This window comes from Thiomicrorhabdus hydrogeniphila, from assembly GCF_054656895.1.
Genome location: NZ_BAAHXL010000001.1, coordinates 2,616,138 through 2,642,706, shown reverse-complemented (window position 1 = coordinate 2,642,706; position 26,569 = coordinate 2,616,138). Strand labels below are relative to the sequence as shown.

The following is a 26,569-nucleotide window of genomic DNA, read 5'->3' as shown; positions in this document are numbered from 1 at the left end:
TAAATCATGGAATTAACAGCCGCATTAGAACACTTATTGGCTAAACAAGATTTTCACGCTGAGCAGATGGAATCTGTCATGCATAAATTGATGTCTGGTAAAGCAACTCCAGCGCAAGTTGCTGGCATTCTAACGGCATTGAGAATGAAAGGTGAATCGCTTGAAGAGATTACGGCTGCGGTTCAAGTTATGCGTAGCTTGGCCACGCCTGTTGAATTAGAAGATAAGTCTAAGCTGATTGATACTTGTGGAACAGGTGGTGATGGTGCGAGTACCTTCAATATATCAACCGCTTGTGCTTTTGTGGTGGCGGCAGCGGGCGGTTCGGTTGCAAAGCATGGTAACCGTTCAATCTCAAGTAAATCGGGGAGCGCGGATGTCTTAGAGGCCGCTGGGGTAAACTTGGATTTAACCCCAGAGCAAGTTGCAGAATGTATTAATACAACAGGTGTTGGATTTATGTTTGCTCAGGCGCATCACCGTGCTATGAAGCATGTGATTGGCGTGCGTAAAGAGTTAGGTGTGCGTACTATTTTTAATATGCTTGGGCCTCTTACAAATCCAGCAGAAGCCCCTTTTCAGGTCATTGGCGTGTACGATAAAGCGTTAACGGTATTGTTTGCTAAAGTACTACAAAGATTGGGCTCTAATCATGTAATGGTCGTTCATGCTGCAGATGGTTTGGATGAAATTAGTATTGGTGATAAAACTTATGTTGCTGAATTAAAGCATGGTGAAGTAACTGAGTGGCAAATTGACCCTGCAGATCATGCAATGAACCATGTTGACTTAAAAGCATTATCAGTCACTTCAGCGCAAGAGAGTCTTGACATTATATGTTCGGTATTTGCTAATACAGATTCAGCAGCAAAAGATATTGTCTGTTTAAACTCAGGTGCATCATTGTATGTAACTGGTCTGGCAAATTCTTATTCAGAAGGTGTAAATTTAGCAAAACAGGTCATTGCAGACGGTTTAGCGCAAGCCAAAATGGATGAGTTTATTGCTAAAACGCAATCGTTTTCTAACGCGTAAATGATTAAATCCCATTAGAGAATATACAGGCCTGGTAAAAGGTGATTTAACATGATGCATGCCGTAAAACGCCACACGTATTTTGTTTTAGGTGTGCTTAGTTTTATAACGGGTTTAATCGGAATTGTTTTACCTATATTACCCACTACGCCTTTTATGATTTTGGCAGCGGCTTGTTTTGCTAAAAGCTCACCACGTTTTCACCAAGCATTGCTTAATAATCGTTGGATTGGTCAAGATCTTAAACGATGGGAACAAGAACATACCATGCTAAGAATAACCAAGGTAAGAGCAACTTGGGTAATTGTTCTTATGTTTAGCCTTTCTATTGCCATATTAATAGGCAGGCCATGGTTGCAACTTATGCTGATTTGCATTGCCATTATTTTACTTTTCTTTATGTGGCGTATAGCCGAAGCACCCGTTGAAAAAATTGCTACAAAAAAGAGTATTAAAAAATAGTTATTAAAAGTATGCGTTATTAAAAAAAACGTAGAACAAAGGAAAATCCTATGAGTGGTACACCAACCATTTTAAAAAAGATCATATTTCGCAAGCTAGAAGAAATTCAAGAAGGGTGTGAACGAATTCCCCTTAGAGAGATGAAACAAAAAGCCTTGATAGCGGCTACAACACCAACTCGTGGCTTTGCAGATGCAATGCAAGCAAAACTTGATGCAGGGCAATCTGCCGTGATTGCGGAAATCAAAAAAGCCTCACCCAGTAAAGGTGTGTTACGTGACCCATTTGACCCAGTAGAGATTGCCAAAAGTTATCAAGCTAATGGCGCAGCGTGTTTGTCGGTATTAACCGATAAAGATTTCTTTCAAGGTTCAAATGAATATTTAATGAAAGTACGAGAAGCGGTTGAATTACCGATTATTCGTAAAGACTTTATTGTTGATGACTACCAAATCTATGAAGCACGAGTTATTGGTGCAGACTGTATTTTATTAATTGCCGCTGCCATTGGTGATGCCCAAATGTTTGAGCTAACACAAACCGCCTTAACGCTTGGTATGGATGTATTAATAGAAGTGCACAATGAAGATGAACTTGATCGTGCCTTACGTTTGCCATTACCTATGATTGGTATTAACAACCGTGATTTACACACTTTTGATGTCTCTCTTGAGACTACCATTAAAATGTTAGATAAAATCCCAGATGACCGAATTGTCATTACTGAAAGTGGCATTTTAGGACCTGATGATGTGAAAAAAATGCGTGAACATCACGTAAATAGTTTCCTGGTAGGCGAAGCCTTTATGCGTGCGGAAAATCCAGGTGAAAAGTTAGCCGAATTATTTGTGTAAATATGTAAATAATAATATAGCATTTTTATTTTTTACTATAAAATGACCAGGCCTGGTAAATTTGAATTTGCCAGGCTTTTTTTGTCTCAAGAATCTCTCCCATAGACAGTTTTTGTTCAATATCCTCATTGAATTTAGGAAGCTTATGTCTGCTCAATCTTTTACTTTAATCTCTATTAATATGCCTGTGGTTTTATCACGCTTACAAATTTCTGAAACGCTCAATATAAAATTGAATAAAGGAATTGAAGCTTGTTATTACGCAGAATTAGAGGAGAATCGTTATCTTTTTTTTACTGAGTTTTCAGTATTAACCTTTATTAATTGGCCACAACAAAAAGTGCTGGAAACCCTGTCTTTATTGGGGATTGAAAATGCCAAGAATTTTAAAGAAACGGTATTGCATCAAGATTATTTAATTAAACAAAAATCCGATGTAAACCAAGGTTCTGCTGTGTCTAATGATTTGATTGAATTAGCCGAGTTTAGTTTATGGCCGTTAATGATTGTCGCTTTAGTCGTTTCCCAAAGTGTGGGATTAGAACGCTTTGAAAATAAAGTAAACCGTTACTTCAGTAAAGGTCGAGATATGGTGAATGATTCGGGCCGTTTAGCTTGGATGAAACGCCATAAATTTGCCGATTATGCCGAAGAAATTAGCTTATTAAGGCACGATATGGTTTTAGACTTACGTCTATTAGATAAGCCCAATGTGCTTTGGGATAATGAAAATTATGAACGTTTATATAATCGTTTGGCAGAAGCGTTAGAGCTAAATGATCGTTTTGAGGTGTTAAGTTACAAACTGAATACGCTTAAAGAAGATATTAGTATGATGATGGATTTATACAACCACAAACACAGCTCTTTTTTAGAGTGGATTATTATTTGGCTGATTGTGGCTGAAGTAGTGATGAGTTTATTAGGTATATTTGGTGTCGTTAACCATTAACCGAACTAAATATGTTGTTGGCTTTAAAAGAATATTAACCACGAAACGAAGAACTCGGCTGTAGCGCCGAGAAGGCACGAAGAAATTTAAAATTTAATATCTGCTACATTCGGTTATAGGTTATTTAGGTTTGTTAAATAAATACTTATGATACTTTGGCTAATAAAAGTATAGGTTACAGTTTTAAGTGGCTATAAATCTTCGTGCCTTCGTGTCTTCGTGGTTCAATTCAAACACTCAACATTCAACATTCAACATCCAAAACTAAAGTGGCGGGTCAATGGTAACGGCGGTTGTGGTGTTGAGTCTAAACCAACCGGCTACACTGGCTCTAGGTTGATGAGTAGGCAAAACTTCATGCGGTATTTGCTCGCTCATAAAAACAACCATTTTGCCCATTTCGGGTTTTATTTTAGCGGTTTGTTCGGTTTGATTATCGTTATACAACACCAATTCACCTCCCCAATTGTCTTGCCAGTCAGGGTTTAAGTACAATACGGTGGTTACCATTCGGTTCGCTTGCCCTTTAAAGCTGTCACGGTGTGTTTTATAAAAGCCGCCTACGGGATAAAGTGCATAATGGCATTCGTATTCAAACAGCCCTAAAAACAGAGCACGATTCATTTCGGTTTGCAGTTGTTGCATGGCTTCAAAATATTGCAACTGAGATTCAGAGCGCCCATCTAGCCATTTTATTTCATCTGTACGCACCTTATTATTTAGCTGATGTTGCTCACCTCGCCCAATACCAGCACGTTGTAAAGCACCGAGTTCATCATAGGTTTCAATTTCAGCAAGTAAGCATTCACACATAGAGTGAGAGATGGCATTAGGCCATTCATACCAGCCGTACTCAACTAAATTGTCTATAAGTGTTGTTATATTTTCAGTCGTAAAATTCAATAGAGTAATGCTCAAAATGAAGGGGGCGAAATTATGCGCCTATTTTTAGGTTAGAGCAATCAAAATATGCACAAAAACGCTATTTTTATATTCAAGGTATTACCTTGTATATCAATAAGATGGGGAGATAATTGATTAGGTGAAAAAAATGAAAAAAATTGCTTGCTTTATTTAAAAAATAACGAATAATACGCTCTTCCTTTTTCACACAGAAACCTTCAGCGTTTTGCTGACGGCAACAGAAAGAAAAATGGTTAACACCTCACGTAGATAAAGCTACGTGGTTGGGGTTCGCAAACTAGCCTTTGTTTGTGAACTATTGGGTAACTAGCTTCTAGTCCCTATTATTAATCATTCATCCGCAACGGCCTTGTTCGGGTGTTTTATAAGGTAATCTAAAAATGCCAAATTCAGAAAACGTTCTGGTCACGAGTAACGACCATTTTGAAGTAATTGAAAAAACCACAGTCATCGATGATTCTTGGCCAACCCATGATCAAGCGGTTGTGGACCAAACTCAAGATCACTTTATTTGCCGTGACGGTAAAACCTTTGCGGGTACGCACTTAATTGTTGATTTTTGGGGAGCAACTGAGCTCGATAACCTTGGATTGATGGAAAAATCGTTAAGAGCCGCCGTAGAAAAAGCAAAAGCGACTTTGTTACATATTCATTTACACCATTTTACGCCAAATGGCGGTATTTCGGGTGTGGCGGTATTGGCTGAATCTCACATTAGTGTGCATTCTTGGCCAGAACGTAACTATGCGGCATTTGATGTGTTTATGTGTGGTGATGCACAACCAGAAAAAGCCATTGATGTATTAAAAGCGGCCTTTAATCCAAATGAAATTAAGGTGGATACTATTTTACGCGGTGAAGTGGTTGAACATGAGTTGGCTATCGCATGAGTAAAAGTTATCTAGAAACCTTATACCCAACTTGGGGGCAGCAATTTGTAATTGATGAAGTGTTGTTTGAAGTAAATACCGATCATCAACATTTGGTTATTTTTAATAATGGCCAATGGGGTACGGTAATGGCGCTAGATGGCGTGATTCAAACCACTGAAAAAGACGAATTTATATATCACGAAATGATGGTTCATGTGCCTATGTTGGCACATGGTCACGCCAAAAAAGTATTAATTATTGGCGGTGGTGATGGCGGTATTTTGCGTGAAGTATTAAAGCACGAGATGGTTGAATCAGTTACGCAGGTAGAGATTGATCAGCAAGTGATAGATATGTGTGTTCAGTATTTACCAAATCATTCTGCGGGCGCATTTAACAACCCTAAAGCCAATATTGTGATTGCTGATGGCGTGGACTTTGTTAACCAGTGCACTGAAAAATTTGATGTGATTATTTCTGATTCAACAGACCCTGTTGGGCCTGGCGAAGTTTTATTTACTTCACGTTTTTACCAAGGGATAAAAAATTGTCTAAATGAAGGTGGCGTGTTTGTTGCCCAAAACGGCGTGAGCTTTTTGCAAACCGAAGAAGTAGCGACAACTTACCAGCGTTTATCACCGCTGTTTACTGAAGCCAGTTTTTACAGTGGTGCGGTGCCAACTTATGTTGGTGGGATTATGACATTTGCCTGGGCTACCGACAACTTAGCCCTTAAAAATGTTTCGTTAGAAACTATTGAAACACGCTACCAAGCGGCCAATCTTTCTACTCGTTTTTATACCCCTGCGGTACATAAAGCAAGTTTTGCCTTACCGCAATATGTTTTGGATTGTCTGAAATGATGAACAATATTGAGTTAGAACAGCATTTTGCTGAAGAGACCCACCCAGATGTGTTGGAACAGTTTGACCGTGCCAGCTTAGAAGAGTTAGTTGCCAAACACGAAACGCCATTTATGGTGCTAGATTTAAGTGAAGTAGAGTACCAATATAAGTCGTTACAAGCGGCCTTGCCTGGTGTAAAACTATTTTATGCGCTTAAGGCTTTGTCACATCCTGAATTAATTAAACGTTTAAAGTCGCTAGGCAGTTATTTTGACTTGGCAACCAGTGGAGAAGTCGATTTAGTAGAGTCTTTAGGCATTAAGGGTAATCAGTGTATTCACACACACCCAATTAAAAAAGACAAAGAGATTAAACGAGCTTTAGAGTTTGGTTGTAATCGTTTTGTGGTGGATAACCTTGAAGAACTTAAAAAATTTATACCATACGCAGGGCAAGTAGAATTAATTGCGCGTGTAAGTTTTAGAAGTAAGCAAGCGGTTGTGGATTTATCGCGTAAATTTGGTTGTTCTTTAGAAGAACTACCCGTTATTGTAGAGTTTGCACAGTCAAATGGTATTGAAGTCGTTGGCTTATCTTTTCATGTGGGTTCTCAGTCACTTTCACCTATGACACAAGTAAATGCTGTGCGCGCTAGCGTGGCGGCAATTAAGGTAATGAATAACGTGAACTGGAAGTTCTTAGATATTGGTGGCAGTTTTCCGGTTTCTTATCAAGAAGACGTTTTGCCAATTGATGAGTTTTGTGTACCGGTTATGGAAGCATTATCTGAGCTACCAGAAGGCATGGAAATTTTTGCTGAACCAGGTCGTTTTATTTCAGCACCGTCTATGATTGAGGTTGTCTCAGTTGTAGGCAAAGCTAAGCGTGGTGCCAGAACTTGGTATTACTTAGACGATGGTGTATACGGCGGATTTAGTGGGCAAATGTTTGACCACGCTAAATACCCAATAGCTCCACTAAAACAATTTGAAGCAACGGGTGAGTTTTTTCCAAGCGTATTAGCTGGTCCAACGTGCGACAGTATTGATGTGGTTGCAGAAGATATTGAATTACCAGAAATGGAGGTTGGAGATATCTTAATTGGTAAACAAATGGGCGCTTATACTATTGCTTCTGCTACGGAATTCAACTATTATCCAAAGCCAAAAATTGTTGTGGTGGAAGATATTTTTGATCCAGAAACCGACGCATTTTAAAATCCGTTAAGGGGTAAAAGGCATGAGTATTTTAGTAAATTGGCAAGGTAAAAAAGCATTTGAGGCAACTTCATCAAGCGGTCATAAGGTGATGATGGACGCTTCTCAAGAGGTTGGGGGTGAAGACCGTGGTTCTCGTCCAATGGAATTATTACTGATGGGTCTGGGCGGTTGTTCAGGGATTGATGTTATGATGATGTTGGAAAAGGGCAAGCAAAACGTAACGGACTGCCAGATGGAAATTACCTCTGAACGTGCTGATGCTGTGCCAGCGATTTACACTAAAATACATCTGCACTTTACAGTAACAGGTAGCGATCTTAACGAAAAAAAGGTCAAACGTGCCGTTGAACTATCAGCAGATAAATATTGTTCAGTATCTAAAATGTTAGAAAAAACCGCAGAGATGACCCATTCTTATGAGATTATTGAAGCGTAAAATATTCATTACACCAATAAAAATGAATTTACCAGGCCTGGTAAATTTAATTCTTTAAAAAGAAGCCCATATTTAAAATCGGTAAATGTGGGCTTTTTTTATGCTTATTGAGGGCAATAGTATGTCTGCAGGCTTAATTCATGGATTGTTATTAGACGGTAACGGTGGCGCTAAGTTTTTAAGTTGGGATGAAGTGAATGCTTGGAACCCGAGTAAAGGCGAACTTTGGGTGCATCTTGATTACAGTGTTTATGATGTAAAAGAGTGGCTTTTTCACGAAAGTAATTTAGATGTTTCAGTGGCTGAAACCTTAATGAGTAATGAGTCACGTCCACGGTTTAGCTTACTTGATTCAGGTGTTTTAATGGCCTGGCGAGGTGTAAACCTTAACCCTACGGCAGAGCCAGAAGACATGGTGGCAATTCGTCTTTGGAAAGAAGAAGGCCGTTTGGTTTCAACTATGCGACGTGATTTAAAATCAGTTAATGAACTGGTGCATGCATTAGAGCGCGGTCGTGGACCTAAAACACTGGGCGAGTTGTTAATCGAAATCGCCGACCACATTGTTTGGAAAATTGGCGATGTAGTGGATGATTTTGATGATGCTATGTCTGATTTAGAAAGCAAGGTTATTGAAGAAAGTCGTTTAACATTGAGAACCGAATTGAGTTCTTTACGTCGACAGATTATCTATCTGCGCCGCTACATTGGGCCACAAAAAGAAGCGCTTTTACGTTTTTCTATCGAGAAAATTAGTTGGTTAAATCAAGATGACCGTATATTACTCAGAGAAGTAGTGGATCGTATCACCCGAACGCTAGAAGAACTTGAAGTGCTTAGAGAGCGTGCTGCAGTAGCACAGGAAGAGCTGCAAAATAAAATCAGTGAAGAGTTAAATAATAGAATGTATGTGCTGTCTGTTATTACAGCAATTTTTCTACCCTTAGGTTTTTTAACAGGCCTGTTAGGGATAAATGTGGGTGGAATCCCAGGTTCTGATAACCCCGAAGCCTTTAGGTTTTTTGTGATTGGGCTGTTTGTTTTAGTTGTATCGCAACTTGTGATTTTTAAATGGCGTAAGTGGTTTTAATTCTGAGTTAGTCATAAAAAATAAGACTGTTCGCCCTATTAAAGGGCGAAAGATAAGATTAATTATTGGTTTCTATTACACAATCGCTTCATTATCAATTTTGGCAATTTGCATAATTAGGCGCATAAAAGAGTGAACAGCATCTAATGAGGCAGTTTCATTCATTGTATGGTAACCCGTAGTTGGGATTTGAATAGTCGTACCGTGAACCAGGCCTTGGGAATTTGCGGTAATTCTACCTAACTCTGTTCGTCCTAGTCCTTGTGGTTTTTGACCTGTTAAACCAGAATCCTGATTCATCTTTTCAATGTATTGATCTTTAAACCCAAAAGGAATGTCTAGCTGAAGACAGTGTTGAACAACGGATTGTGTGGTTTCAACATTAAATTCAGCATGTTCATCACGGTTGCGCAACACAATATGCTGTTTATCGGCTTCTTCACGATTTTTGTATGGACTTGTGTCTAATACATAAAGTTCATTGGTCGAGTTACCAAAACGACGAAACCATTCCAATAAATAACGCCAACTACCACCGCACTCTTCTTCAGCGGTAAAAAAGGCGGTTCCTTGATAACCTAAACTAAATAAATGCACTAAAACGGCTGCGGTTAATACGTTATCAAGTTGACCAGACAAGAACCCTTCTTCAGATTTAAGTTTATCTAAAAAGCCAACAGGCGTACCTGCTACTACGTGTTCTAAACCCTCAACTTCAAAAATTAAGTTATTACGAAACTCGCAAATATAGGCATTATTAATCACCCCTTTGCCACGATAAGCACCAGACCAAGGTTCATAAGCCAAAACAGGGGTTTGGTCAAAACGGTTCATTAGGGTGAGTTTGAGTTCATCACTTGTATTGTTATCAAATAGAGTGCCTACCTTGCCCGTAATAAACGCCGCAAACTGAAACTCGTTAGGGCCAGTACAAATTAAACCGTGGCGGTCAATGTGGCTAGAAAACATACAGCTTTCTGGGTCATTACCTTGTGCGACAAGCACACCTTCATACCAAGTGACATTGGCGCCACGTTCTTCTAGTTCACGTTGTAAAACTCTAAAAAAAGCGTGTTCGGCACCTACTACGCTGGGTTGGCGAATAAGCGATTTCAGTAGGTCAATGAACTCATCAAAGTGTTCCATGTGATTTCTCCAAGTTAGAGTAGACATGGCAGAATAATAAGTTTCTGTTGCGTCAAAATAATAAAAAGCGTTGGCAAATTAGGTAAAAGTAAGTCGCTAAAAAAGATTTTAGTCTGTATTGATTAAAAGTCGTACATTTTATTACTGTTATTGGTTTAAAAACTCTATTTGACAACTTCTACTATAAAAAGACATAATTGCTTTACTACTAAGTAATGCTTATTTAATGGTGTGTTGGTGGTATATATAAAAATTATGAGGAGTGTATTTGTGAATTTCTATTTAGATGTGTGGAAAAATTATTTTAATTTTTCAGATCGAGCAACCCGTCAGCAATATTGGATGTTTGCTTTATTTAACCTGATTATTGTTTTGATTTTAGGGGTGATTGACGGAGTGCTTGGGTTGGGAGCTGATGCAGGTATTGGTTTATTAGGTGGTATATATAGCCTGGCTATATTAATTCCAAGTATTGCGGTTACGGTTCGTCGTTTACATGATATGGGTCGTAGTGGTTGGTGGTTATTGCTGTGGTTAATTCCTTTAATTGGTGTAATTGTTATCTTTATCTTTACATTATTGGATAGTCAGCCTGCAACAAATGAGTGGGGACCAAGTTTGAAGTATGGAGAAGGCTCCGTTCTAACGAATGCATAAATCGTTTTTTATCAGAATCCACGTTACAAAAAAAGTCCGCGTTTGCGGACTTTTGCGTTTTACCAGCTAAATAAGGAGCTGGTTATTTCAGTTTATTCATTGAAGCCGTTATAAGTTATGAATCGTTAGCCTGTAAAGAAATGGTAATGGACTTTAAGATTCCATTGGTTAATTGTTCAAGTTGATTGTGTGGAATATTGTAGGCGGGCATGGTGTAAATCAGTTTGCCAAAAGGTCTTATCCATACGCCGTTGTCTAATGCGTTAGCTTGAATAACCGCACCTAAATCACTTCGTTCCAATTCAATTGCACCAATTGCGCCAAGCACTCTTACGTCTTTTACGCCATTAAGCGCTTTGAGTGGTAATAAGGTTTTATTAAAGTGGTTTTCAATACGCTGAATATTATCTTGCCAAGGCGAGGCGAGTAATACATCAATATTGGCAATGGCTGCACGGCAAGCCAAAGGGTTTGCCATATAGGTTGGGCCGTGTGCCAATATGCCAGGTTGGCCTTGGCTAATGGTTTCACTTATTTGTGCAGTGGCTAAGGTGGCAGCCAGTGTAATGTGGCCACCCGTTAGTGTTTTGCCTAAGGTTAAAATATCGGGCGAAATATCCGCCCATTCACAAGCAAACAGTTTGCCTGTACGTCCAAAGCCCGTGGCTATTTCATCGGCAATCAGTAATACATCAAACTCTGTGCATAAGTCTCTGACTTGTTTTAAATAGTCTGGGCGATAAAAACGCATACCGCCAGCACCTTGAACAATCGGTTCAAGAGTGACAGCGGCGATTTCATTGTGATGTTCTGCAAGAATGGCTTTGAATTGAGCAATGTCTTGGTTGTCTGATTCAAGTTCAAACCCCATTTGTGGTGCAGGGGCAAAGAAATGTTTAGGCAGTAATTCTGAAAATAAACTGTGCATACCATTTACTGGGTCGCAAATTGCCATAGTGGCAAAGGTGTCACCGTGGTAGCCGTTTTTTATAGTTAATAATTTATTTTTACCAGGCCTGGTCAAACTAATCCAATACTGCATGGCCATTTTAATGGCGACTTCCATTGCCACAGAACCTGAATCTACAAAAAACACTTTTTCCAGGCCTGGTGGTGATAAGTCAACCAAACGTTTGGCAAGTTCAATTGCGGGTTCGTGGGTTAATCCACCAAACATAATATGTGGCATGGTCTCAATTTGATCATGCATAGCTTGTTGGATTTTTGGGTGATTATAACCATGTAATGCCGCCCACCAAGAAGACATGCCATCCACCACTTCACGATTATCTGCTAGTGTAATAAGTGAGCCTTGAGTTTTCTTTACACCAATGGCTGAAATAGGATTAGGTAATTTGGCATAAGGGTGCCAAATATGTTCTTGGTCGTATTTTAAGCGTTCATCCCAGTTATCAAAGTTGTTCATAAAGTTTGTCTTACTGTCTTATAAATAGATTGGTATTTTACCAGGCCTGGTAAATTAGAAATTTAACTTTTGTTGCGCAAGTGTAAAGCTATCTTCAAGCGGTGCATGAATGGTCATGGTTTCTAAAGTGTGTGGATGAATAAACTCTAAGCTGGTTGCTGCAAGGTAGAGACGATGTTGTCCTAACCATTTATCAAAAAAATGATTGTGGTGTCGGTCGCCATATTTAACGTCACCAATAATAGGGTGCACAATATGATTCATGTGTCTGCGTAGTTGGTGTTTACGACCAGTTTTTGGTTTTAGTTCAACCAAAGAGTAGCGTTGTTGTTCATAACGTCCAATAGAGTGGTTAACCATAACTTGTGCTAAACAAGAATAAGCCGTTTCGGCCGTTTGGGGCTCAAGTTGTTCTCGTTTTAATTTTTCAGCAACTTTATCCCGTTTATATTTTAAGGGATGATTAATATAGCCGCTTTTATCTACCCAGCCACGACAAATGGCTTGGTAAGTCTTTTGGATAGTGTGTTGCATAAATTGGTCACTAAGCAAACGCGCCGTATCTGAATCAAGGGCAAAAAGCAGTAATCCAGAAGTAGCTTTGTCTAAACGATGTATTGGAAATACTTTTTTATTGATTAAATCTTTAGTGATTTGCACAGCAAATTGGGTTTCATGTTTATCAATAGGTGAGCGATGTACTAATAAACCAGCGGGTTTGTGTATAGCCACAATAAATTCATCCTGATAAAGGATGGATAAGTTTTCGATCTGACAATGAGTATGCATAGTAAATAGATTAGACATAAAGTATAAAGAAAGTATAAAAATAGACTTTCTATTCTATAAGAGTTCTTGAATAAAAGAGCATTAAACCGTTTTGTTTTAAAGGTGGAGCGTATTTATTTTAGGGAATTAAAATAAAATTATAAGTGTTGTTATTGTAGCTATTTACAATTAACTTATTGATTGTTAATATCTATTTTCATTTTGACTTATGGTCATAGCAAGTGGGTGATTGTTTTATTGTTATTTAAATTTAAATTTATTTAAATTTAGTGTTGACAGGGTTCAATAATTCTATAGAATACGCACACACAATTTGGAGGGTTTCCCGAGCGGCCAAAGGGGGCAGACTGTAAATCTGCTGGCTCAGCCTTCGGTGGTTCGAATCCACCACCCTCCACCAGTTTTGCGGGTATCGTATATTGGCTATTACCTCGGCCTTCCAAGCCGATGAGAGGAGTTCGATTCTCCTTACCCGCTCCATATTTCAAAGGCTCTCTTTGTTAATTTGTTCACTCAAGTTGATGCAGAGGGCCTTTTTAATTTGCTCTTATAGCTCAGTCGGTAGAGCGCATCCATGGTAAGGATGAGGTCATCGGTTCGATTCCGATTAAGAGCTCCAGTTTATTTTTAATTTTTGGTGTCGTTATGTCTTGTACATAAGTCGCTATAACGGAGTTTGCATCATGGCAAAAGAAAAATTTGAACGCGCGAAACTGCACGTAAACGTAGGCACCATTGGTCACGTTGACCATGGTAAAACAACTCTAACTGCGGCACTAACAATTGTGCAAGGAAAGAAGTACGGTGGAGACATCAAAGACTTCGCATCGATTGATAACGCACCAGAAGAAAGGGATCGTGGTATCACTATCTCAACGTCACACGTTGAATATGAATCAGATACACGTCACTACGCACACGTAGACTGCCCAGGTCACGCCGACTATGTAAAAAACATGATCACCGGTGCGGCACAAATGGACGGCGCAATCCTAGTATGTTCAGCAGCAGACGGACCAATGCCACAAACACGTGAGCACATCCTTCTATCACGTCAAGTAGGTGTACCATACATCGTAGTATTCCTAAACAAAGCCGACATGGTAGACGACGAAGAACTAATGGAACTAGTAGAAATGGAAGTTCGTGAACTTCTAGACATGTACGAATTCCCAGGTGACGACACACCAGTAATCATCGGTTCAGCTACACTAGCGATCGCTGACGACCAATCAGAAATTGGCGCACCAGCAATCGGCCGTTTAGTAGACGCTTTAGATGCCTACATCCCAGATCCAGTACGTGAAACTGACAAACCATTCCTAATGCCAGTAGAAGACATCTTCTCAATCCAAGGACGTGGAACAGTAGCAACAGGACGTGTAGAAACAGGTGTTGTAAAAGTTGGTGAAGAAATCGAAATCGTAGGAATTCGCCCAACAACAGTAACCACGGTTACTGGTGTAGAAATGTTCCGTAAACTGCTTGACCAAGGTGAAGCGGGTGATAACGTAGGTATCCTACTACGTGGAACAAAACGTGAAGACATCGAACGTGGACAAGTACTAGCCCATAAAGGTTCAGTAACACCACATACTAAGTTCGAAGCCGAAGTATACGTTTTAGGTAAAGACGAAGGTGGACGTCACACTCCATTCTTCAACGGTTACCGTCCACAGTTCTACTTCCGTACAACGGACGTAACAGGTGCATGTGAATTACCAGCAGGAACAGAAATGGTTATGCCTGGTGATAACGTACAAATGACTGTAGAGTTAATCAACCCAGTAGCAATGGCAGAAGGATTACGTTTTGCCATTCGTGAAGGTGGACGTACAGTTGGTGCAGGTGTTGTTGCTAAAATTATTGCTTAATATTTAGCGACAAATAGCGCTTGCTATCATAAAAGAAGGGGGGTATAATCCCCTTTTTTTGTGAATACACTCCAGGGGTATAGCTCCAATTGGTAGAGCACCGGATTCCAAATCCGGGTGTTGGGAGTTCGAATCTCTCTACCCCTGCCACATTCCAAACGGCCTGCATTTTATTGAAATGCGGGTCGTTTTTTAATTTAGCTGATAGATATATATGAGTAAAGAAATAGAAAGTCAAAGTAACTCGAATTCGCTAGACACAGCAAAGATGATTTTGTCTTTATTGGTGTTGGTAGGTTCTCTAGTCGGATATTATATGTTTCCAGATGTTCATCCAGTAATTCGCGTATTAGGCGTTGTTGTGGGTGTATCTGTAGCGATTTTCATTCTTTATCTTACATCTGTCGGTAAAAACTGGTTTCAGTACTTGGTTCTTGCTAAAAGAGAAGTTCGCTTGGTTGTATGGCCAACGCGTCCTGAAGCGGTGCAGATGACATTAATTGTCTTTGTTGTTGTTATTTTAATGGGTATCTTTTTGTGGTTTGTTGACATGTTCTTTTTATGGGCAGTTAAACTCTTAACAGGACAAGGTGGTTAAAATGGCTCAGAGATGGTATGTCGTACATGCTTATTCAGGTTATGAGAATAAGGTAAAAATAGCGCTAGCAGAGTATGTTGAGCGTGCGGGTTTAGAAGAGTTTTTTGGTGAAATTTTAGTGCCTTCTGAAGAGGTTGTTGAAATTCGTGACGGTAAGAAGCGTACGAGTGAACGCAAGTTTTTCCCAGGTTACGTTTTAGTGCAAATGGAAATGAATGAAGATTCATGGCATTTAGTAAAAAGCGTTCCGCAGGTTATGGGTTTTATTGGTGGTACAAGTGATCGTCCAGCACCTATTACTCAAAAAGAAGTTGATAGAATTCTTCAACGCGTTGAAACCAGTGTTGATAAGCCTCGTCCTAAGGTTATTTATGAACCAGGTGAGATGGTCCGTGTAGTAGATGGTCCTTTCAAAGAATTTGAAGCGGTTATCGAAGTAGTGGATTACGACAAAAATAAATTACAAGTTTCGGTATTAATATTTGGACGTTCAACTCCGGTTGAGCTTGAGTTTACTCAAGTAGAAAAAATTTAATATTTATTAAGTATGGGGAGCTGAAAAGCGTTAATACCCAAATAGGAGAAAATCATGGCTAAGAAGATTCAAGCCTATATCAAGTTGCAAGTACCTGCTGGTGCTGCAAACCCAAGTCCTCCAGTTGGTCCTGCTCTAGGTCAGCATGGTGTGAATATTATGGAATTCTGTAAAGCGTTTAATGCTCAAACTCAAAGTCTTGAAGCTAAAATGCCGGTTCCAGTTGTTATCACTGTTTATAGTGATAAGAGTTTTACTTTTATTACTAAAACACCTCCAGCGGCAATTCTTTTGAAAAAAGCAGCGGGTATCACTTCAGGTTCTGCAATTCCTAACGTAAATAAAGTTGGTACAGTTACACGTGCCCAGTTAGAAGAAATTGCAAACACAAAAATGGCTGATTTAAATGCAAATGATTTAGATGCAGCAGTAAACATTATTGCGGGTTCTGCTCGTAGTATGGGTCTAGTGGTAGAGGGTTGATACGATGGCTAAACTGACTAAAAAACAAAAAGTTTTTGCAGAACGCGTTAATCGTGATTCTTCTTATGACCTAATTGAAGGTATTAACATTGTTAAAGATTTAGCGACTTCTAAGTTTGTTGAATCTGTTGATGTTGCTATCCGTTTAGGAATTGATCCACGTAAATCTGACCAGGTTGTTCGTGGCGCGACTGTTATGCCAAACGGTACTGGTAAAACAGTACGTGTTGCTGTATTTACTGGTGAAGCTAACCAAGCTGCTGCTAAAGAAGCGGGTGCTGATTTTGTAGGTATGGAAGAGCTAGCTGACGAAATTAAAAAAGGCATGATGGATTTTGATGTAGTAATTGCATCTCCTGACGCTATGCGTGTGGTTGGTATGCTTGGTCAGGTTTTAGGTCCTCGTGGACTTATGCCTAACCCTAAGACTGGTACAGTTACACCAGACGTAGTTGGCGCAATTAATAACGCTAAAGCTGGTCAAGTTCGTTACCGTGCTGATAAAGCAGGGATTGTACACGCTGCTATCGGTACTGTATCTTTTGACGCAGAAAAACTAAAAGAAAATTTAAATGCATTAATGGAAGACATCAACAAAGCTAAACCAGCTTCTGCTAAAGGTGTTTACATTAAGAAATTGACTATCTCTTCTACAATGGGTCCTGGCCTAGTAGTTGATCAGTCAACACTATAATGGTGGTTGCATCAACTAAGTTGGTGCAGGCATTATTTGCGAATCGAGTCTCCTTTATTCCTAATAGGTTAAAAGTGAGCGCTCATCGCAGACCGTAGGCGAGTGTAGAACATACACTCTTAATAGATTTAAGCCTGCGTAGATGGAAGAGTTCAATGTTTCGATACATTGGACTGTTTTGGAGGTTATATGGCACTCAATATCGAAGATAAAAAGCTAGTTGTTGAAGAAGTTTCTGCTGTAGTTGCAGGTGCAGGTTCAATGATTACAGCTGAATATCGTGGTTTGACTGTAGAGCAAATGACCCAGTTACGTGCTAAAGCACGTGCGGCTAATGTACAAGTGCGTGTTGTTAAAAATACGCTTGCACGTCGTGCGGTATCTGGCACTAAATTTGAAGACATGGCTGAGACTTTTACTGGTCCGCTAGTGTTTGCATGGTCTGGTGAAGAACTAGGTAATGCTGCACGTGTTTTCAAGGATTTCGCTAAAGACAATGATGCACTTATTGTAAATTCATTATCTATTGGTGAAGGTGTAATGGATGCTAGTCAATTAGCTACTGTTGCCGCTCTACCTACTTACGATGAAGCTGTTGCTAAACTTCTATTTGTTATGAAAGAACCTGTTGCTAAGTTGGCTCGCGCCCTTGCTGCGGTTAAAGAACAAAAAGAAGCTGAAGCAGCTTAAATTTTTATTAAACGTTATAACGTTTAAACCCTATTAAATATTTGGAGATTTCAAATGTCTGTATCACAAAATGATATTTTAGAAGCTGTTGCAGCTATGTCTGTAATGGAAGTTGTAGAATTAGTTTCTGCAATGGAAGAGAAGTTTGGTGTATCTGCGGCTGCAATGGTAGCTTCAGGTCCTGCTGGTGACGCTGGAGCATCTGGTGAAGCGCAAAGCGAATTTGATGTTGTACTTACTGGCGCTGGCGCTAACAAAGTTGCAGCTATCAAAGCCGTTCGTGCAGCAACTGGTCTAGGTCTTAAAGAAGCTAAAGAAGCTGTAGAAAGCGCTCCTTTCAACTTGAAAGAAGGTGTTTCTAAAGAAGAAGCTGATGCATTAGCTGCTGAACTTAAAGAAGCTGGTATTGAAGTAGAAGTTAAATAATTCTGCTTTAATCGCTGATTTACAGCATGAAATGGCTGGCGTTTTTGCGTCGGCCTTTTCGTGTTTTTAAAGTGTGTAAAAGTGTGTTAGATATTTTATCGAGCTACCACAGTTTTATGCATTACCGGGTAAATTTTATTTGCTCAATTGACAATCTTATCGTCGAGGTAAACGATGACCTATTCTTTAACTGAAAAGAAACGAGTTCGTAAGGATTTTGCAACTCGCCCATCTATTCTTGAAGTACCTTATTTGCTTTCTTTGCAAAAAGGATCTTTTCACGATTTTTTACAAATGGAAAAAAAGCCAGCTGAACGTGCAGCCGTTGGTCTTCATTCAGCCTTTGCTTCAGTGTTCCCAATTCACGGTGTAGCTGGTACAGCTGATCTTGAATATGTGAGTTATCACATGGGTCAACCTGAATTTGATGTAAAAGAGTGTAAGCAACGTGGTGTTACTTATGCTGCTCCTTTACGTGTAAAAATGCGTTTAGTGTTATTTGATAAGGACGCACCAGCTGGTAAACGCCCTGTTAAAGATGTTAAAGAGCAGGAAGTTTATTTAGGTGATATTCCTTTAATGACGGATAACGGTACTTTTGTTATTAATGGTACTGAGCGTGTAATCGTTACTCAGTTACACCGCTCTCCAGGTGTTATTTTTGATAATGATAAAGGTAAGTCACACTCTTCTGGTAAATTATTGTTTAATGCTCGTATTATTCCTTACCGTGGTTCATGGTTAGATTTCGAATTCGACCATAACGACTGTTTGTTCACTCGTATCGACCGTCGTCGTAAATTACCCGTGTCAATTCTTTTAAGAGCGATGGGTTATTCAAATGAAGAGATCCTTGCGAGTTTCCTAGATTCAAATACGGTTAAGATTACTAAAAAAGGCTTTGAATTACAGCTTGTGGCTGATCAATTAAAAGGTCAAACGGCCGTATTTGATATTGAGCATGATGGTAAAAAGATTGTTGAGACTGGTAAGAAAATTACAGCACGTACTGTTAAGCAAATTAATGAAGCGGGTATTAAATCTGTAGTTGTTTCTCCTGAATACTTACTAGGTAAAGTATTAGCTTCTGGTGTTGTTGATAAAGAATCTGGTGAATTAGTTGCACGTACTAATGAAGTATTGACTACTGAGCTAATTGAAAAAATCTCTCACATTAATAAGTGTGAAATTAAAATTCTGTATATTGATGAACTAGAAAACGGACCTTATATTTCAGATACTTTAAATCTTGATACAACTACGTCACAACTAGAAGCTCAAACAGAAATTTATAGAATGATGCGTCCTGGTGAGCCACCAACAAAAGAATCGTCAGAAGCGTTATTTAATAGCTTATTCTTTGATGATGCTCGCTATGATTTATCTGCTGTTGGTCGCATGAAGCTTAACCGTCGTTTAGGTCGCAAGTCTAACGAAGGTAATGTTGTTTTAGAAAAAGAAGATATTATTGATGTATTGCGTGAATTAATTAATATTCGTAATGGTGCAAGTACTGTTGATGATATTGATACTTTAGGTAATCGTCGTATTCGTGCCGTAGGTGAAATGGCTGAAAACGCATTCCGTGTTGGTCTAGTTCGTGTTGAACGTGCTGTTAAAGAACGTTTAAACCAAGCTGAAACTGATGGTCTTTTACCTCAGGATCTTATTAATGCTAAGCCTGTGTCTGCTGCAATTAAAGAGTTCTTTGGTTCAAGTCAATTATCACAGTTCATGGATCAGGTTAATCCTCTTTCAGAAGTTACTCACAAACGTCGTGTTTCGGCTCTTGGGCCTGGTGGTCTTACTCGTGAACGTGCTGGTTTTGAGGTGCGTGATGTTCACCCAACTCATTATGGTCGTGTATGTCCAATTGAAACACCTGAAGGACCAAATATCGGTCTAATTAACACCTTAGCGATTTATGCTAAGACGAACGAGTATGGTTTTTTAGAAACACCATATCGTAAAGTTGTTAATGGTCAGGTTACAGACGAAGTTGAATATGTTTCTGCAATTGATGAAGCTCAATTCGTAATCGCACAAGCGAGTGCAAATGTTGATGCATCTGGTAAGTTTATTGATAATTTGGTTTCTGCACGTCACCAAAATGAATTTACTTTAGCTTCTTCTGCAGATATTAACTTTATGGATGTCTCTCCAAAACAGATTGTTTCTGTTGCAGCAGCTTTGATTCCATTCCTTGAACACGATGATGCTAACCGTGCACTCATGGGTGCCAACATGCAACGTCAAGCCGTTCCAACTTTACGTGCTGACAAGCCATTAGTTGGTACAGGTATTGAGAAGACCGTAGCTATTGACTCTGGTGTAACAGTTGTTGCTGAGCGTGGTGGTGTGGTTCTTTCATCTGATGCAGCACGTATTGTTGTGCGTATTAATGCAGACGAGATCAAGGAAGGTGAATCTGGGGTTGATATCTATAACTTAGTTAAGTATCAGCGTTCTAACCAAAACACATGTATTAACCAAAAGCCAATTGTGAAAGCAGGTGATACAGTTGTACGTGGTGATGTTATGGCTGATGGTCCATCTACTGATTTAGGTGAACTTGCACTAGGTCAAAATATGCGTATCGCATTTATGCCTTGGAACGGTTATAACTTTGAGGATTCAATCCTTGTTTCTGAGCGTGTTGTTCAAGAAGATCGTTATACCACTATTCACATTGAAGAATTAACGTGTTTATCACGTGATACTAAGCTTGGGCCTGAAGAAATTACAGCCGACATTCCAAACGTTGGTGAGTCTGCATTAGCCCGTTTAGATGAATGTGGTATTGTGCATGTTGGTGCCGAGGTTAAGCAAGGTGATATCTTAGTTGGTAAGGTAACGCCTAAGGGTGAAACTCAGCTAACGCCAGAAGAGAAATTACTACGTGCCATCTTTGGTGAAAAAGCTTCTGATGTTAAAGATACTTCATTGCGTGTTACTAAAGGTATCGAAGGTACAGTTATAGACGTTCAAGTCTTTACTCGTGAAGGGATTCAAAAAGATTCTCGTGCTCTAGCTATTCAAGAAGAAGAGCTAAGTAAAGTTCGTAAAGATATTGATGAACAATACATTATCCTAGAAGCCGATACTTTAGGACGTATTAGAACAATGCTTGATGGTAAGAAGCTTGTTGACGGTACTAAGATTGATGGTGCTTATTTAGATGGTATTGATTCTTCAAGATGGTTTGCATTAAATGTAGATGATGCCGATGTTATGCATCAGCTTGAAATGCTAGAAGCTCAGCTTAAAGAAAGCCGTAAAGATTTAAATGAAGCATTTGAAGAGAAGCGTAAAAAACTGACTCAAGGTGATGATTTAGCACCTGGTGTTTCTAAAATGGTTAAAGTTTACGTTGCTATTAAGCGTCGTATTCAGCCTGGTGATAAGATGGCTGGTCGTCACGGTAACAAAGGTGTTATTTCACGTATTTGTCCTGTTGAAGATATGCCTTACGATGAAACTGGACGTCCAGTAGATATCTGTCTAAACCCACTAGGTGTACCATCACGTATGAACGTTGGTCAGATCTTAGAGGTTCATTTGGGGTTAGCAGCTGAAGGTCTTGGAACCAAGATCAATGCTATGCTTGCACAGCAAGCAGATATTGCTGAAATTCGCGGTTTCTTAAATAAAATTTATAACGAAACTCAAGGTCAAAAGGTTGACTTCACAGGGTTTAGCGATGATGAGATTATCGAGTTAGCGCATAACCTTAAAAAAGGTGTCCCTTTAGCTTCAGCTGTATTTGATGGTGCTTCTGAAGCACAGATTAAATCTTTACTAAGATTAGCTGAGCTACCAGAATCAGGTCAGATGAAATTATTTGACGGATTGAGTGGTGAAGAGTTTGATCGCCCTGTAACGGTTGGTTACATGTACTATCTAAAACTTAACCACTTGGTTGACGATAAAATGCATGCTCGTTCTACTGGTCCATACAGTTTAGTAACTCAGCAACCACTTGGTGGTAAAGCTCAGTTCGGTGGACAGCGTTTTGGTGAGATGGAGGTATGGGCACTAGAAGCTTATGGTGCTGCCTTTACTCTACAAGAGATGCTAACGGTTAAGTCGGATGACTTAAACGGTCGTACTAGAATGTATAAGAATATTGTGGATGGCAATGAGTATATGGAACCAGGTATGCCAGAATCGTTTAGCGTATTACGTAAAGAGATTCGTGCTTTAGGTATTGATATTGAGTTGGAGCAAGACTAAATGAAAGATTTATTAGGATTTCTAAAAAAACAAAACGTATCGAGTGATTTTGATGCGATTAGAGTAACACTTGCTTCACCAGAAAAAATCCGTTCTTGGTCTTTTGGCGAAGTTAAAAAGCCAGAAACGATTAACTACCGTACATTCAAGCCTGAGCGTGATGGTCTTTTTTGTGCAAAAATTTTCGGACCAATCCGTGACTTTGAATGTTTGTGTGGTAAATACAAGCGTTTAAAGCACCGTGGTGTAATCTGTGAAAAATGTGGTGTTGAGGTTACTCAATCTAAAGTACGTCGTGAACGTATGGGTCATATTGATCTAGCGACTTCTGTAGCCCATATTTGGTTCTTAAAATCACTGCCTTCACGTATTGGTTTAATGTTAGATATGACATTAAAAGAAATTGAGGCTGTTCTTTATTTTGAAGCCTTTATGGTGGTTGATCCAGGCCTAACTCCGTTAGAACCTTGGCAGTTACTGACTGAAGAAGAATACCTAGATGCAATGGATGAGCATGGTGATGAGTTTGAAGCACAAATGGGTGCTGAAGCAATCAAGAAAATGTTGCAAGCCATTGACTTAGAAGGTGAAGCTGAGCGTCTACGTGTAGAAATAGACAATACTAATTCTGAAACTAAGCAAAAGAAAATCTCTAAACGCTTAAAATTGGTTGAATCATTCCTGCAATCAGGTAATAAACCTGAGTGGATGATTTTAGATGTATTACCAGTACTTCCACCTGAGTTACGTCCATTAGTTCCGCTTGATGGTGGTCGTTTTGCGACATCTGACTTAAATGATTTATACCGTCGTGTTATTAACCGTAATAACCGTCTAAAACGTTTATTAGATTTGATGGCTCCAGATATTATCGTACGTAACGAAAAACGTATGTTACAAGAATCTGTTGACTCTCTATTAGATAACGGTCGTCGTGGACGTGCTGTAACAGGTACGAATAAGCGTCAACTTAAATCATTAGCCGATATGATTAAAGGTAAGCAAGGTCGTTTCCGTCAAAACTTACTTGGTAAGCGTGTTGACTACTCAGGTCGTTCTGTCATCGTGGTTGGTCCATCTTTACGTTTACACCAGTGTGGTTTACCTAAGAAGATGGCTCTTGAACTATTCAAGCCATTTATCTTCAGTAAACTACAGAAGCGTGGACTAGCACCTACAATCAAAGCAGCCAAGAAAATGGTTGAACAAGGTCTACCAGAAGTATGGGATGTTCTTGATGAGGTAATCAGAGAGCATCCAGTGCTGCTTAACCGTGCACCAACACTTCACCGTCTTGGTATTCAAGCGTTTGAGCCAGTATTGATTGAAGGTAAAGCGATTAACCTACACCCATTAGTTTGTTCTGCATTCAACGCCGACTTCGATGGTGACCAAATGGCGGTACACGTGCCATTATCACTAGAAGCACAGCTAGAAGCTCGTACATTAATGATGTCTACCAACAACCTACTGTCACCTGCTAACGGAGATCCAATTATTGTTCCTTCGCAGGATGTTGTATTAGGTTTGTATTACATTACACGTGAACGTATTAACTCAATTGGTGAAGGGAAAGCTTTCTCTAACTGGCAAGAAGTACAGCGCGCACTTGATTCTAAAGCCGTACATCTACATACGATTATTAAATTGCGTATCGTTGAAACGGTTATTGATGAAGACGGTGTTGAAACGGTTTCTAGCCGTATTGTTGATACAACAGCAGGTCGTGCATTATTAACTAGAATTTTACCTAAAGGCTTAAGTTATGACTTATTAAACTTAAACCTAACTAAGAAAAATATCAGTTCGGTATTAAACACTTGTTACCGTGTTCTTGGACCTAAAGAAACTGTTATTTTTGCTGACCAATTAATGTATGCAGGTTTTAAATGGTCTACATTAGCTGGACTATCTTTCTGCTCTGATGACATGTTAATTCCAGATTCAAAAGCAGGTATTATTGATCGTGCAGAAGCTCAGGTAGAAGAGATTCAAGGCCAGTTTTCACAAGGTCTTGTAACCGAAGGTGAGCGCTATAACAAAGTAGTTGATATTTGGTCTCATACTAACGAACTTGTTACTAAGTCAATGATGGAAGAACTGCAGTTTGAAACGGTTACCGATAAAGAAGGTAAAGAAGTTCAGCAGACTTCATTTAACTCAGTTTACATGATGGCCGATTCTGGGGCTCGTGGTTCCGTAGCACAAATGCGTCAGCTTGGTGGTATGCGTGGTCTTATGGCAAAACCTGATGGTTCTATCATTGAAACACCAATTACAGCCAACTTCCGTGAAGGTCTAAACGTACTTCAGTACTTTATCTCTACACACGGTGCACGTAAAGGTTTGGCGGATACCGCACTTAAAACAGCCAACTCTGGTTACTTAACTCGTCGTCTTGTTGATGTTGCACAAGATGTGGTTGTAACAGAAGATGACTGTGGTACAGAAGCTGGTATTCGTATGACAGCACACGTGGAAGGTGGTGATATTATCGAATCTCTAAAAGATAGAGTATTAGGTCGTATTACAAGCAAAGACGTGGTGACTAAAGATGGTGAAATCCTTGTTGCTAAGGGTGAACTAATTGATGAAAAACTAGCCACTATGATTGATGACAGTGGTGTTGATCATGTTAACGTTCGTTCACCAATGACTTGTGAAACCAAGTTTGGTATTTGTAAGCAATGTTATGGACGTGACTTAGCACGTGGTCACCTTGTTAATATGGGTGAAGCAGTAGGTGTTATGGCTGCTCAATCAATTGGTGAGCCAGGTACTCAGTTAACCATGCGTACTTTCCATATCGGTGGTACAGCATCAGGTTCAGCTGCACAAAGTCAGATTGAAGTTAAACACGCTGGTACGGTTAAGTGGGATAACATCAAAGCAATCAAAAACTCTGATAAACAATTAATCGTAACGTCACGTTCTGGTGAAGTATCGGTGAGTGATGAAACGGGACGTGAGCAAGAGCGTTACAAAATAGCTTACGGTACTACGTTAAACATTGCCGATGGTGGCAAAATTAAGTCAGGTCAACTGTTAGCGCAATGGGACCCACATACTCACCCAGTTATCACTGAAGTTGAAGGTAATGTTGCATTTGGTAACTTTGAAGGAACAGTTGAAGAACGTCTTGATGAGTTAACAGGTTTAACAACTCACGTTGTTAAAGATGCTAAAGAACGTATGTCTTCTGTAAAAGAAACGCGTCCTTACATTGCCTTAGTTGATACAGCTGGCGAAGCCGTTTGTTTTGCAGGAACGCAAACTCCGGCGATTTATTATTTGCCAGAAAACAGTGTTGTTGTTGTGCAAACCGGAAGCAAGGTTGGTGCGGGTGACGTTCTAGCGCGTATTCCACAAGCTTCTTCTAAAAACAAAGATATCACGGGTGGTTTACCACGTGTTGCTGACTTGTTTGAAGCACGTCAACCTAAAGAACCTTCAATCATGGCAGAAGTTTCTGGTGTGGTTGGTTTTGGTAAAGAAACTAAAGGTAAACAACGTCTTGTTATTACACAAGATAGTGGTGAACAATATGAAGCACTTATTCCAAAATGGCGTACAGTGTCAGTATTTGAAGGTGAGCGAGTAGAGAAGGGTGATGTTGTTGTAGATGGTAACCCTAATCCACACGATATCTTGCGTTTATTAGGTATTGAAAAGCTAGCTGAATATATTGTGGATGAAGTACAGGATGTATATCGTCTACAAGGTGTAAAAATCAATGACAAACATATCGAAACGATTGTTCGTCAAATGTTAAGAAAAGTTGAAGTGAAAACCTCTGGTGATACTGGCCTAATTAAAGGTGAGCAAGCTGAGTATTCAAATGTATTAGCATTAAATGAAAAAGCACAAGAAGAAGGTAAAGTAGAAGCCAGTTATGAACGTGTATTACTGGGTATTACTAAAGCTTCTTTAGCAACAGAATCATTTATTTCTGCGGCCTCTTTCCAAGAAACAACTCGTGTATTAACTGAAGCTGCGGTAAGTGGTAAACGTGATACGTTAGTTGGTTTGAAAGAAAATGTTATTGTTGGTCGTCTAATTCCAGCAGGTACAGGTTTTGCCTATCACCTTGCTAGAAAAGCAGCGGCTGAAAAATCAATGGACGAACTGAACGCTTTTATGAGAACAGAACCATCTGAGATTGTAGAAGAAGTTGAAGAAACGATCATTGAAAATGTGATTGAGAATGAAGGTGTTGATGCCTAAGTCAAATAAATTCAAGTAGTTAATGCTTGACTTATTGTCTTTAGGTAACTAAAATCCTCAATCCTAATTTGTAGGTCTGGTAATTTGCCAGGCTTGCACTTTCG

General features: G+C 39.4%; 24 protein-coding genes and 4 tRNA genes. 23 read left to right on the top strand and 5 right to left on the bottom strand.

Annotation, left to right across the window (positions count from 1 at the left end):
* The first annotated feature begins 6 nt into the window (after positions 1–6).
* The 3 genes from trpD to trpC are packed head-to-tail and all read left to right on the top strand — an operon-like array spanning position 7 to position 2,351.
* The gene (gene trpD / locus ACYQ0E_RS11965; protein ID WP_460188451.1) at positions 7–1,035 is read left to right on the top strand and encodes an anthranilate phosphoribosyltransferase; all 1,029 of its coding nucleotides are present in this window, start codon (positions 7–9) and stop codon (positions 1,033–1,035) included.
* A 51-nt stretch (positions 1,036–1,086) separates the two neighbouring features.
* The gene (locus ACYQ0E_RS11960; protein WP_460188450.1) at positions 1,087–1,497 is read left to right on the top strand and encodes a YbaN family protein; all 411 of its coding nucleotides are present in this window, start codon (positions 1,087–1,089) and stop codon (positions 1,495–1,497) included.
* 50 nt (positions 1,498–1,547) lie between these two features.
* The gene (trpC, locus tag ACYQ0E_RS11955) at positions 1,548–2,351 is read left to right on the top strand and encodes an indole-3-glycerol phosphate synthase TrpC (RefSeq protein ID WP_460188449.1); all 804 of its coding nucleotides are present in this window, start codon (positions 1,548–1,550) and stop codon (positions 2,349–2,351) included.
* A 25-nt stretch (positions 2,352–2,376) separates the two neighbouring features.
* Here trpC and ACYQ0E_RS11950 read toward each other — a convergent pair whose 3' ends face one another.
* Positions 2,377–2,508 (bottom strand): hypothetical protein, encoded by a 132-nt coding sequence (locus ACYQ0E_RS11950; protein ID WP_460188448.1) that lies wholly within the window; start codon positions 2,506–2,508, stop codon positions 2,377–2,379.
* Here ACYQ0E_RS11950 and ACYQ0E_RS11945 point away from each other — a divergent pair.
* Entirely contained in the window at positions 2,497–3,303 is an 807-nt protein-coding gene (locus tag ACYQ0E_RS11945) for an RMD1 family protein (RefSeq protein WP_460188447.1), read from the top strand. The two genes, ACYQ0E_RS11950 and ACYQ0E_RS11945, sit on opposite strands and share 12 nt — an antisense overlap.
* Positions 3,304–3,567: 264 nt before the next feature.
* On the opposite strand, the gene ACYQ0E_RS11940 is transcribed toward ACYQ0E_RS11945, so the two are convergent.
* A complete protein-coding gene (locus tag ACYQ0E_RS11940) occupies positions 3,568–4,206 on the bottom strand; it encodes a 2OG-Fe(II) oxygenase (protein ID WP_460188446.1) in 639 nt (212 codons plus the stop codon).
* A gap of 401 nt (positions 4,207–4,607) precedes the next feature.
* Between ACYQ0E_RS11940 and speD the strand changes: the two genes are divergently transcribed.
* From speD to ACYQ0E_RS11915, 5 genes are all read left to right on the top strand, one after another.
* Positions 4,608–5,117: an adenosylmethionine decarboxylase gene (gene speD / locus ACYQ0E_RS11935; RefSeq protein ID WP_460188445.1), complete on the top strand. Its 510-nt coding sequence runs from the start codon at positions 4,608–4,610 to the stop codon at positions 5,115–5,117.
* Positions 5,114–5,962: a polyamine aminopropyltransferase gene (gene speE, locus ACYQ0E_RS11930; protein ID WP_460188444.1), complete on the top strand. Its 849-nt coding sequence runs from the start codon at positions 5,114–5,116 to the stop codon at positions 5,960–5,962. Before speD ends, speE begins: the two co-directional genes overlap by 4 nt.
* Positions 5,959–7,161 carry a type III PLP-dependent enzyme gene (locus tag ACYQ0E_RS11925; RefSeq protein ID WP_460188443.1) on the top strand — a complete coding sequence of 401 codons (1,203 nt, stop codon included), beginning with the start codon at positions 5,959–5,961 and terminating at the stop codon, positions 7,159–7,161. The genes speE and ACYQ0E_RS11925 overlap by 4 nt, the downstream gene beginning before the upstream one ends.
* Positions 7,162–7,183: 22 nt before the next feature.
* The gene (locus ACYQ0E_RS11920) at positions 7,184–7,600 is read left to right on the top strand and encodes an OsmC family protein (protein WP_460188442.1); all 417 of its coding nucleotides are present in this window, start codon (positions 7,184–7,186) and stop codon (positions 7,598–7,600) included.
* Positions 7,601–7,721: 121 nt separating this feature from the next.
* Positions 7,722–8,690, top strand: coding sequence for a zinc transporter ZntB (locus ACYQ0E_RS11915; RefSeq protein WP_460188441.1), 969 nt, complete (start codon positions 7,722–7,724; stop codon positions 8,688–8,690).
* Between the two features lie 75 nt (positions 8,691–8,765).
* Here ACYQ0E_RS11915 and ACYQ0E_RS11910 read toward each other — a convergent pair whose 3' ends face one another.
* Complete coding sequence (locus ACYQ0E_RS11910) at positions 8,766–9,836, bottom strand: peptidase M42 (RefSeq protein WP_460188440.1); 1,071 nt, start codon at positions 9,834–9,836, stop codon at positions 8,766–8,768.
* A 270-nt stretch (positions 9,837–10,106) separates the two neighbouring features.
* Here ACYQ0E_RS11910 and ACYQ0E_RS11905 point away from each other — a divergent pair, with 270 nt between their 5' ends.
* Positions 10,107–10,493 carry a DUF805 domain-containing protein gene (locus ACYQ0E_RS11905; RefSeq protein ID WP_460188439.1) on the top strand — a complete coding sequence of 129 codons (387 nt, stop codon included), beginning with the start codon at positions 10,107–10,109 and terminating at the stop codon, positions 10,491–10,493.
* 115 nt (positions 10,494–10,608) lie between these two features.
* On the opposite strand, the gene ACYQ0E_RS11900 is transcribed toward ACYQ0E_RS11905, so the two are convergent.
* Both ACYQ0E_RS11900 and ACYQ0E_RS11895 read right to left on the bottom strand, forming a co-directional pair.
* Positions 10,609–11,919: an adenosylmethionine--8-amino-7-oxononanoate transaminase gene (locus ACYQ0E_RS11900; protein ID WP_460188438.1), complete on the bottom strand. Its 1,311-nt coding sequence runs from the start codon at positions 11,917–11,919 to the stop codon at positions 10,609–10,611.
* A 54-nt stretch (positions 11,920–11,973) separates the two neighbouring features.
* Positions 11,974–12,651, bottom strand: coding sequence for a pseudouridine synthase (locus ACYQ0E_RS11895; protein WP_460188437.1), 678 nt, complete (start codon positions 12,649–12,651; stop codon positions 11,974–11,976).
* 372 nt (positions 12,652–13,023) lie between these two features.
* On the opposite strand from ACYQ0E_RS11895, the gene ACYQ0E_RS11890 reads away from it, so the two are divergent.
* The 13 genes from ACYQ0E_RS11890 (at position 13,024) to rpoC (ending at position 26,465) form a co-directional block, all read left to right on the top strand.
* Positions 13,024–13,108 (top strand) — tRNA-Tyr (locus ACYQ0E_RS11890).
* Positions 13,109–13,113: 5 nt separating this feature from the next.
* A tRNA-Gly gene (locus tag ACYQ0E_RS11885) sits at positions 13,114–13,188 on the top strand.
* Between the two features lie 63 nt (positions 13,189–13,251).
* Positions 13,252–13,327, top strand: a tRNA-Thr gene (locus ACYQ0E_RS11880).
* Between the two features lie 64 nt (positions 13,328–13,391).
* Positions 13,392–14,582: an elongation factor Tu gene (gene tuf / locus ACYQ0E_RS11875; protein WP_460188426.1), complete on the top strand. Its 1,191-nt coding sequence runs from the start codon at positions 13,392–13,394 to the stop codon at positions 14,580–14,582.
* Positions 14,583–14,655: 73 nt separating this feature from the next.
* A tRNA-Trp gene (locus ACYQ0E_RS11870) sits at positions 14,656–14,732 on the top strand.
* A 64-nt stretch (positions 14,733–14,796) separates the two neighbouring features.
* Positions 14,797–15,180: a preprotein translocase subunit SecE gene (secE, locus tag ACYQ0E_RS11865; RefSeq protein WP_460188436.1), complete on the top strand. Its 384-nt coding sequence runs from the start codon at positions 14,797–14,799 to the stop codon at positions 15,178–15,180.
* Between the two features lies 1 nt (position 15,181).
* On the top strand, positions 15,182–15,715 hold the full coding sequence (gene nusG / locus ACYQ0E_RS11860; RefSeq protein WP_460188435.1) for a transcription termination/antitermination protein NusG: 534 nt from the start codon (positions 15,182–15,184) through the stop codon (positions 15,713–15,715).
* Positions 15,716–15,769: 54 nt separating this feature from the next.
* On the top strand, positions 15,770–16,198 hold the full coding sequence (rplK, locus tag ACYQ0E_RS11855) for a 50S ribosomal protein L11 (protein WP_460188434.1): 429 nt from the start codon (positions 15,770–15,772) through the stop codon (positions 16,196–16,198).
* Between the two features lie 4 nt (positions 16,199–16,202).
* Positions 16,203–16,892, top strand: coding sequence for a 50S ribosomal protein L1 (gene rplA / locus ACYQ0E_RS11850; protein ID WP_460188433.1), 690 nt, complete (start codon positions 16,203–16,205; stop codon positions 16,890–16,892).
* A 189-nt stretch (positions 16,893–17,081) separates the two neighbouring features.
* Entirely contained in the window at positions 17,082–17,582 is a 501-nt protein-coding gene (rplJ, locus tag ACYQ0E_RS11845; protein WP_460188432.1) for a 50S ribosomal protein L10, read from the top strand.
* 54 nt (positions 17,583–17,636) lie between these two features.
* Positions 17,637–18,008 (top strand): 50S ribosomal protein L7/L12, encoded by a 372-nt coding sequence (gene rplL, locus ACYQ0E_RS11840; RefSeq protein WP_460188431.1) that lies wholly within the window; start codon positions 17,637–17,639, stop codon positions 18,006–18,008.
* 174 nt (positions 18,009–18,182) lie between these two features.
* Positions 18,183–22,241, top strand: a complete 4,059-nt coding sequence (rpoB, locus tag ACYQ0E_RS11835) for a DNA-directed RNA polymerase subunit beta (protein ID WP_460188430.1) — start codon at positions 18,183–18,185, stop codon at positions 22,239–22,241.
* The gene (gene rpoC, locus ACYQ0E_RS11830; RefSeq protein WP_460188429.1) at positions 22,242–26,465 is read left to right on the top strand and encodes a DNA-directed RNA polymerase subunit beta'; all 4,224 of its coding nucleotides are present in this window, start codon (positions 22,242–22,244) and stop codon (positions 26,463–26,465) included.
* The last annotated feature ends 104 nt before the right edge of the window (positions 26,466–26,569 follow it).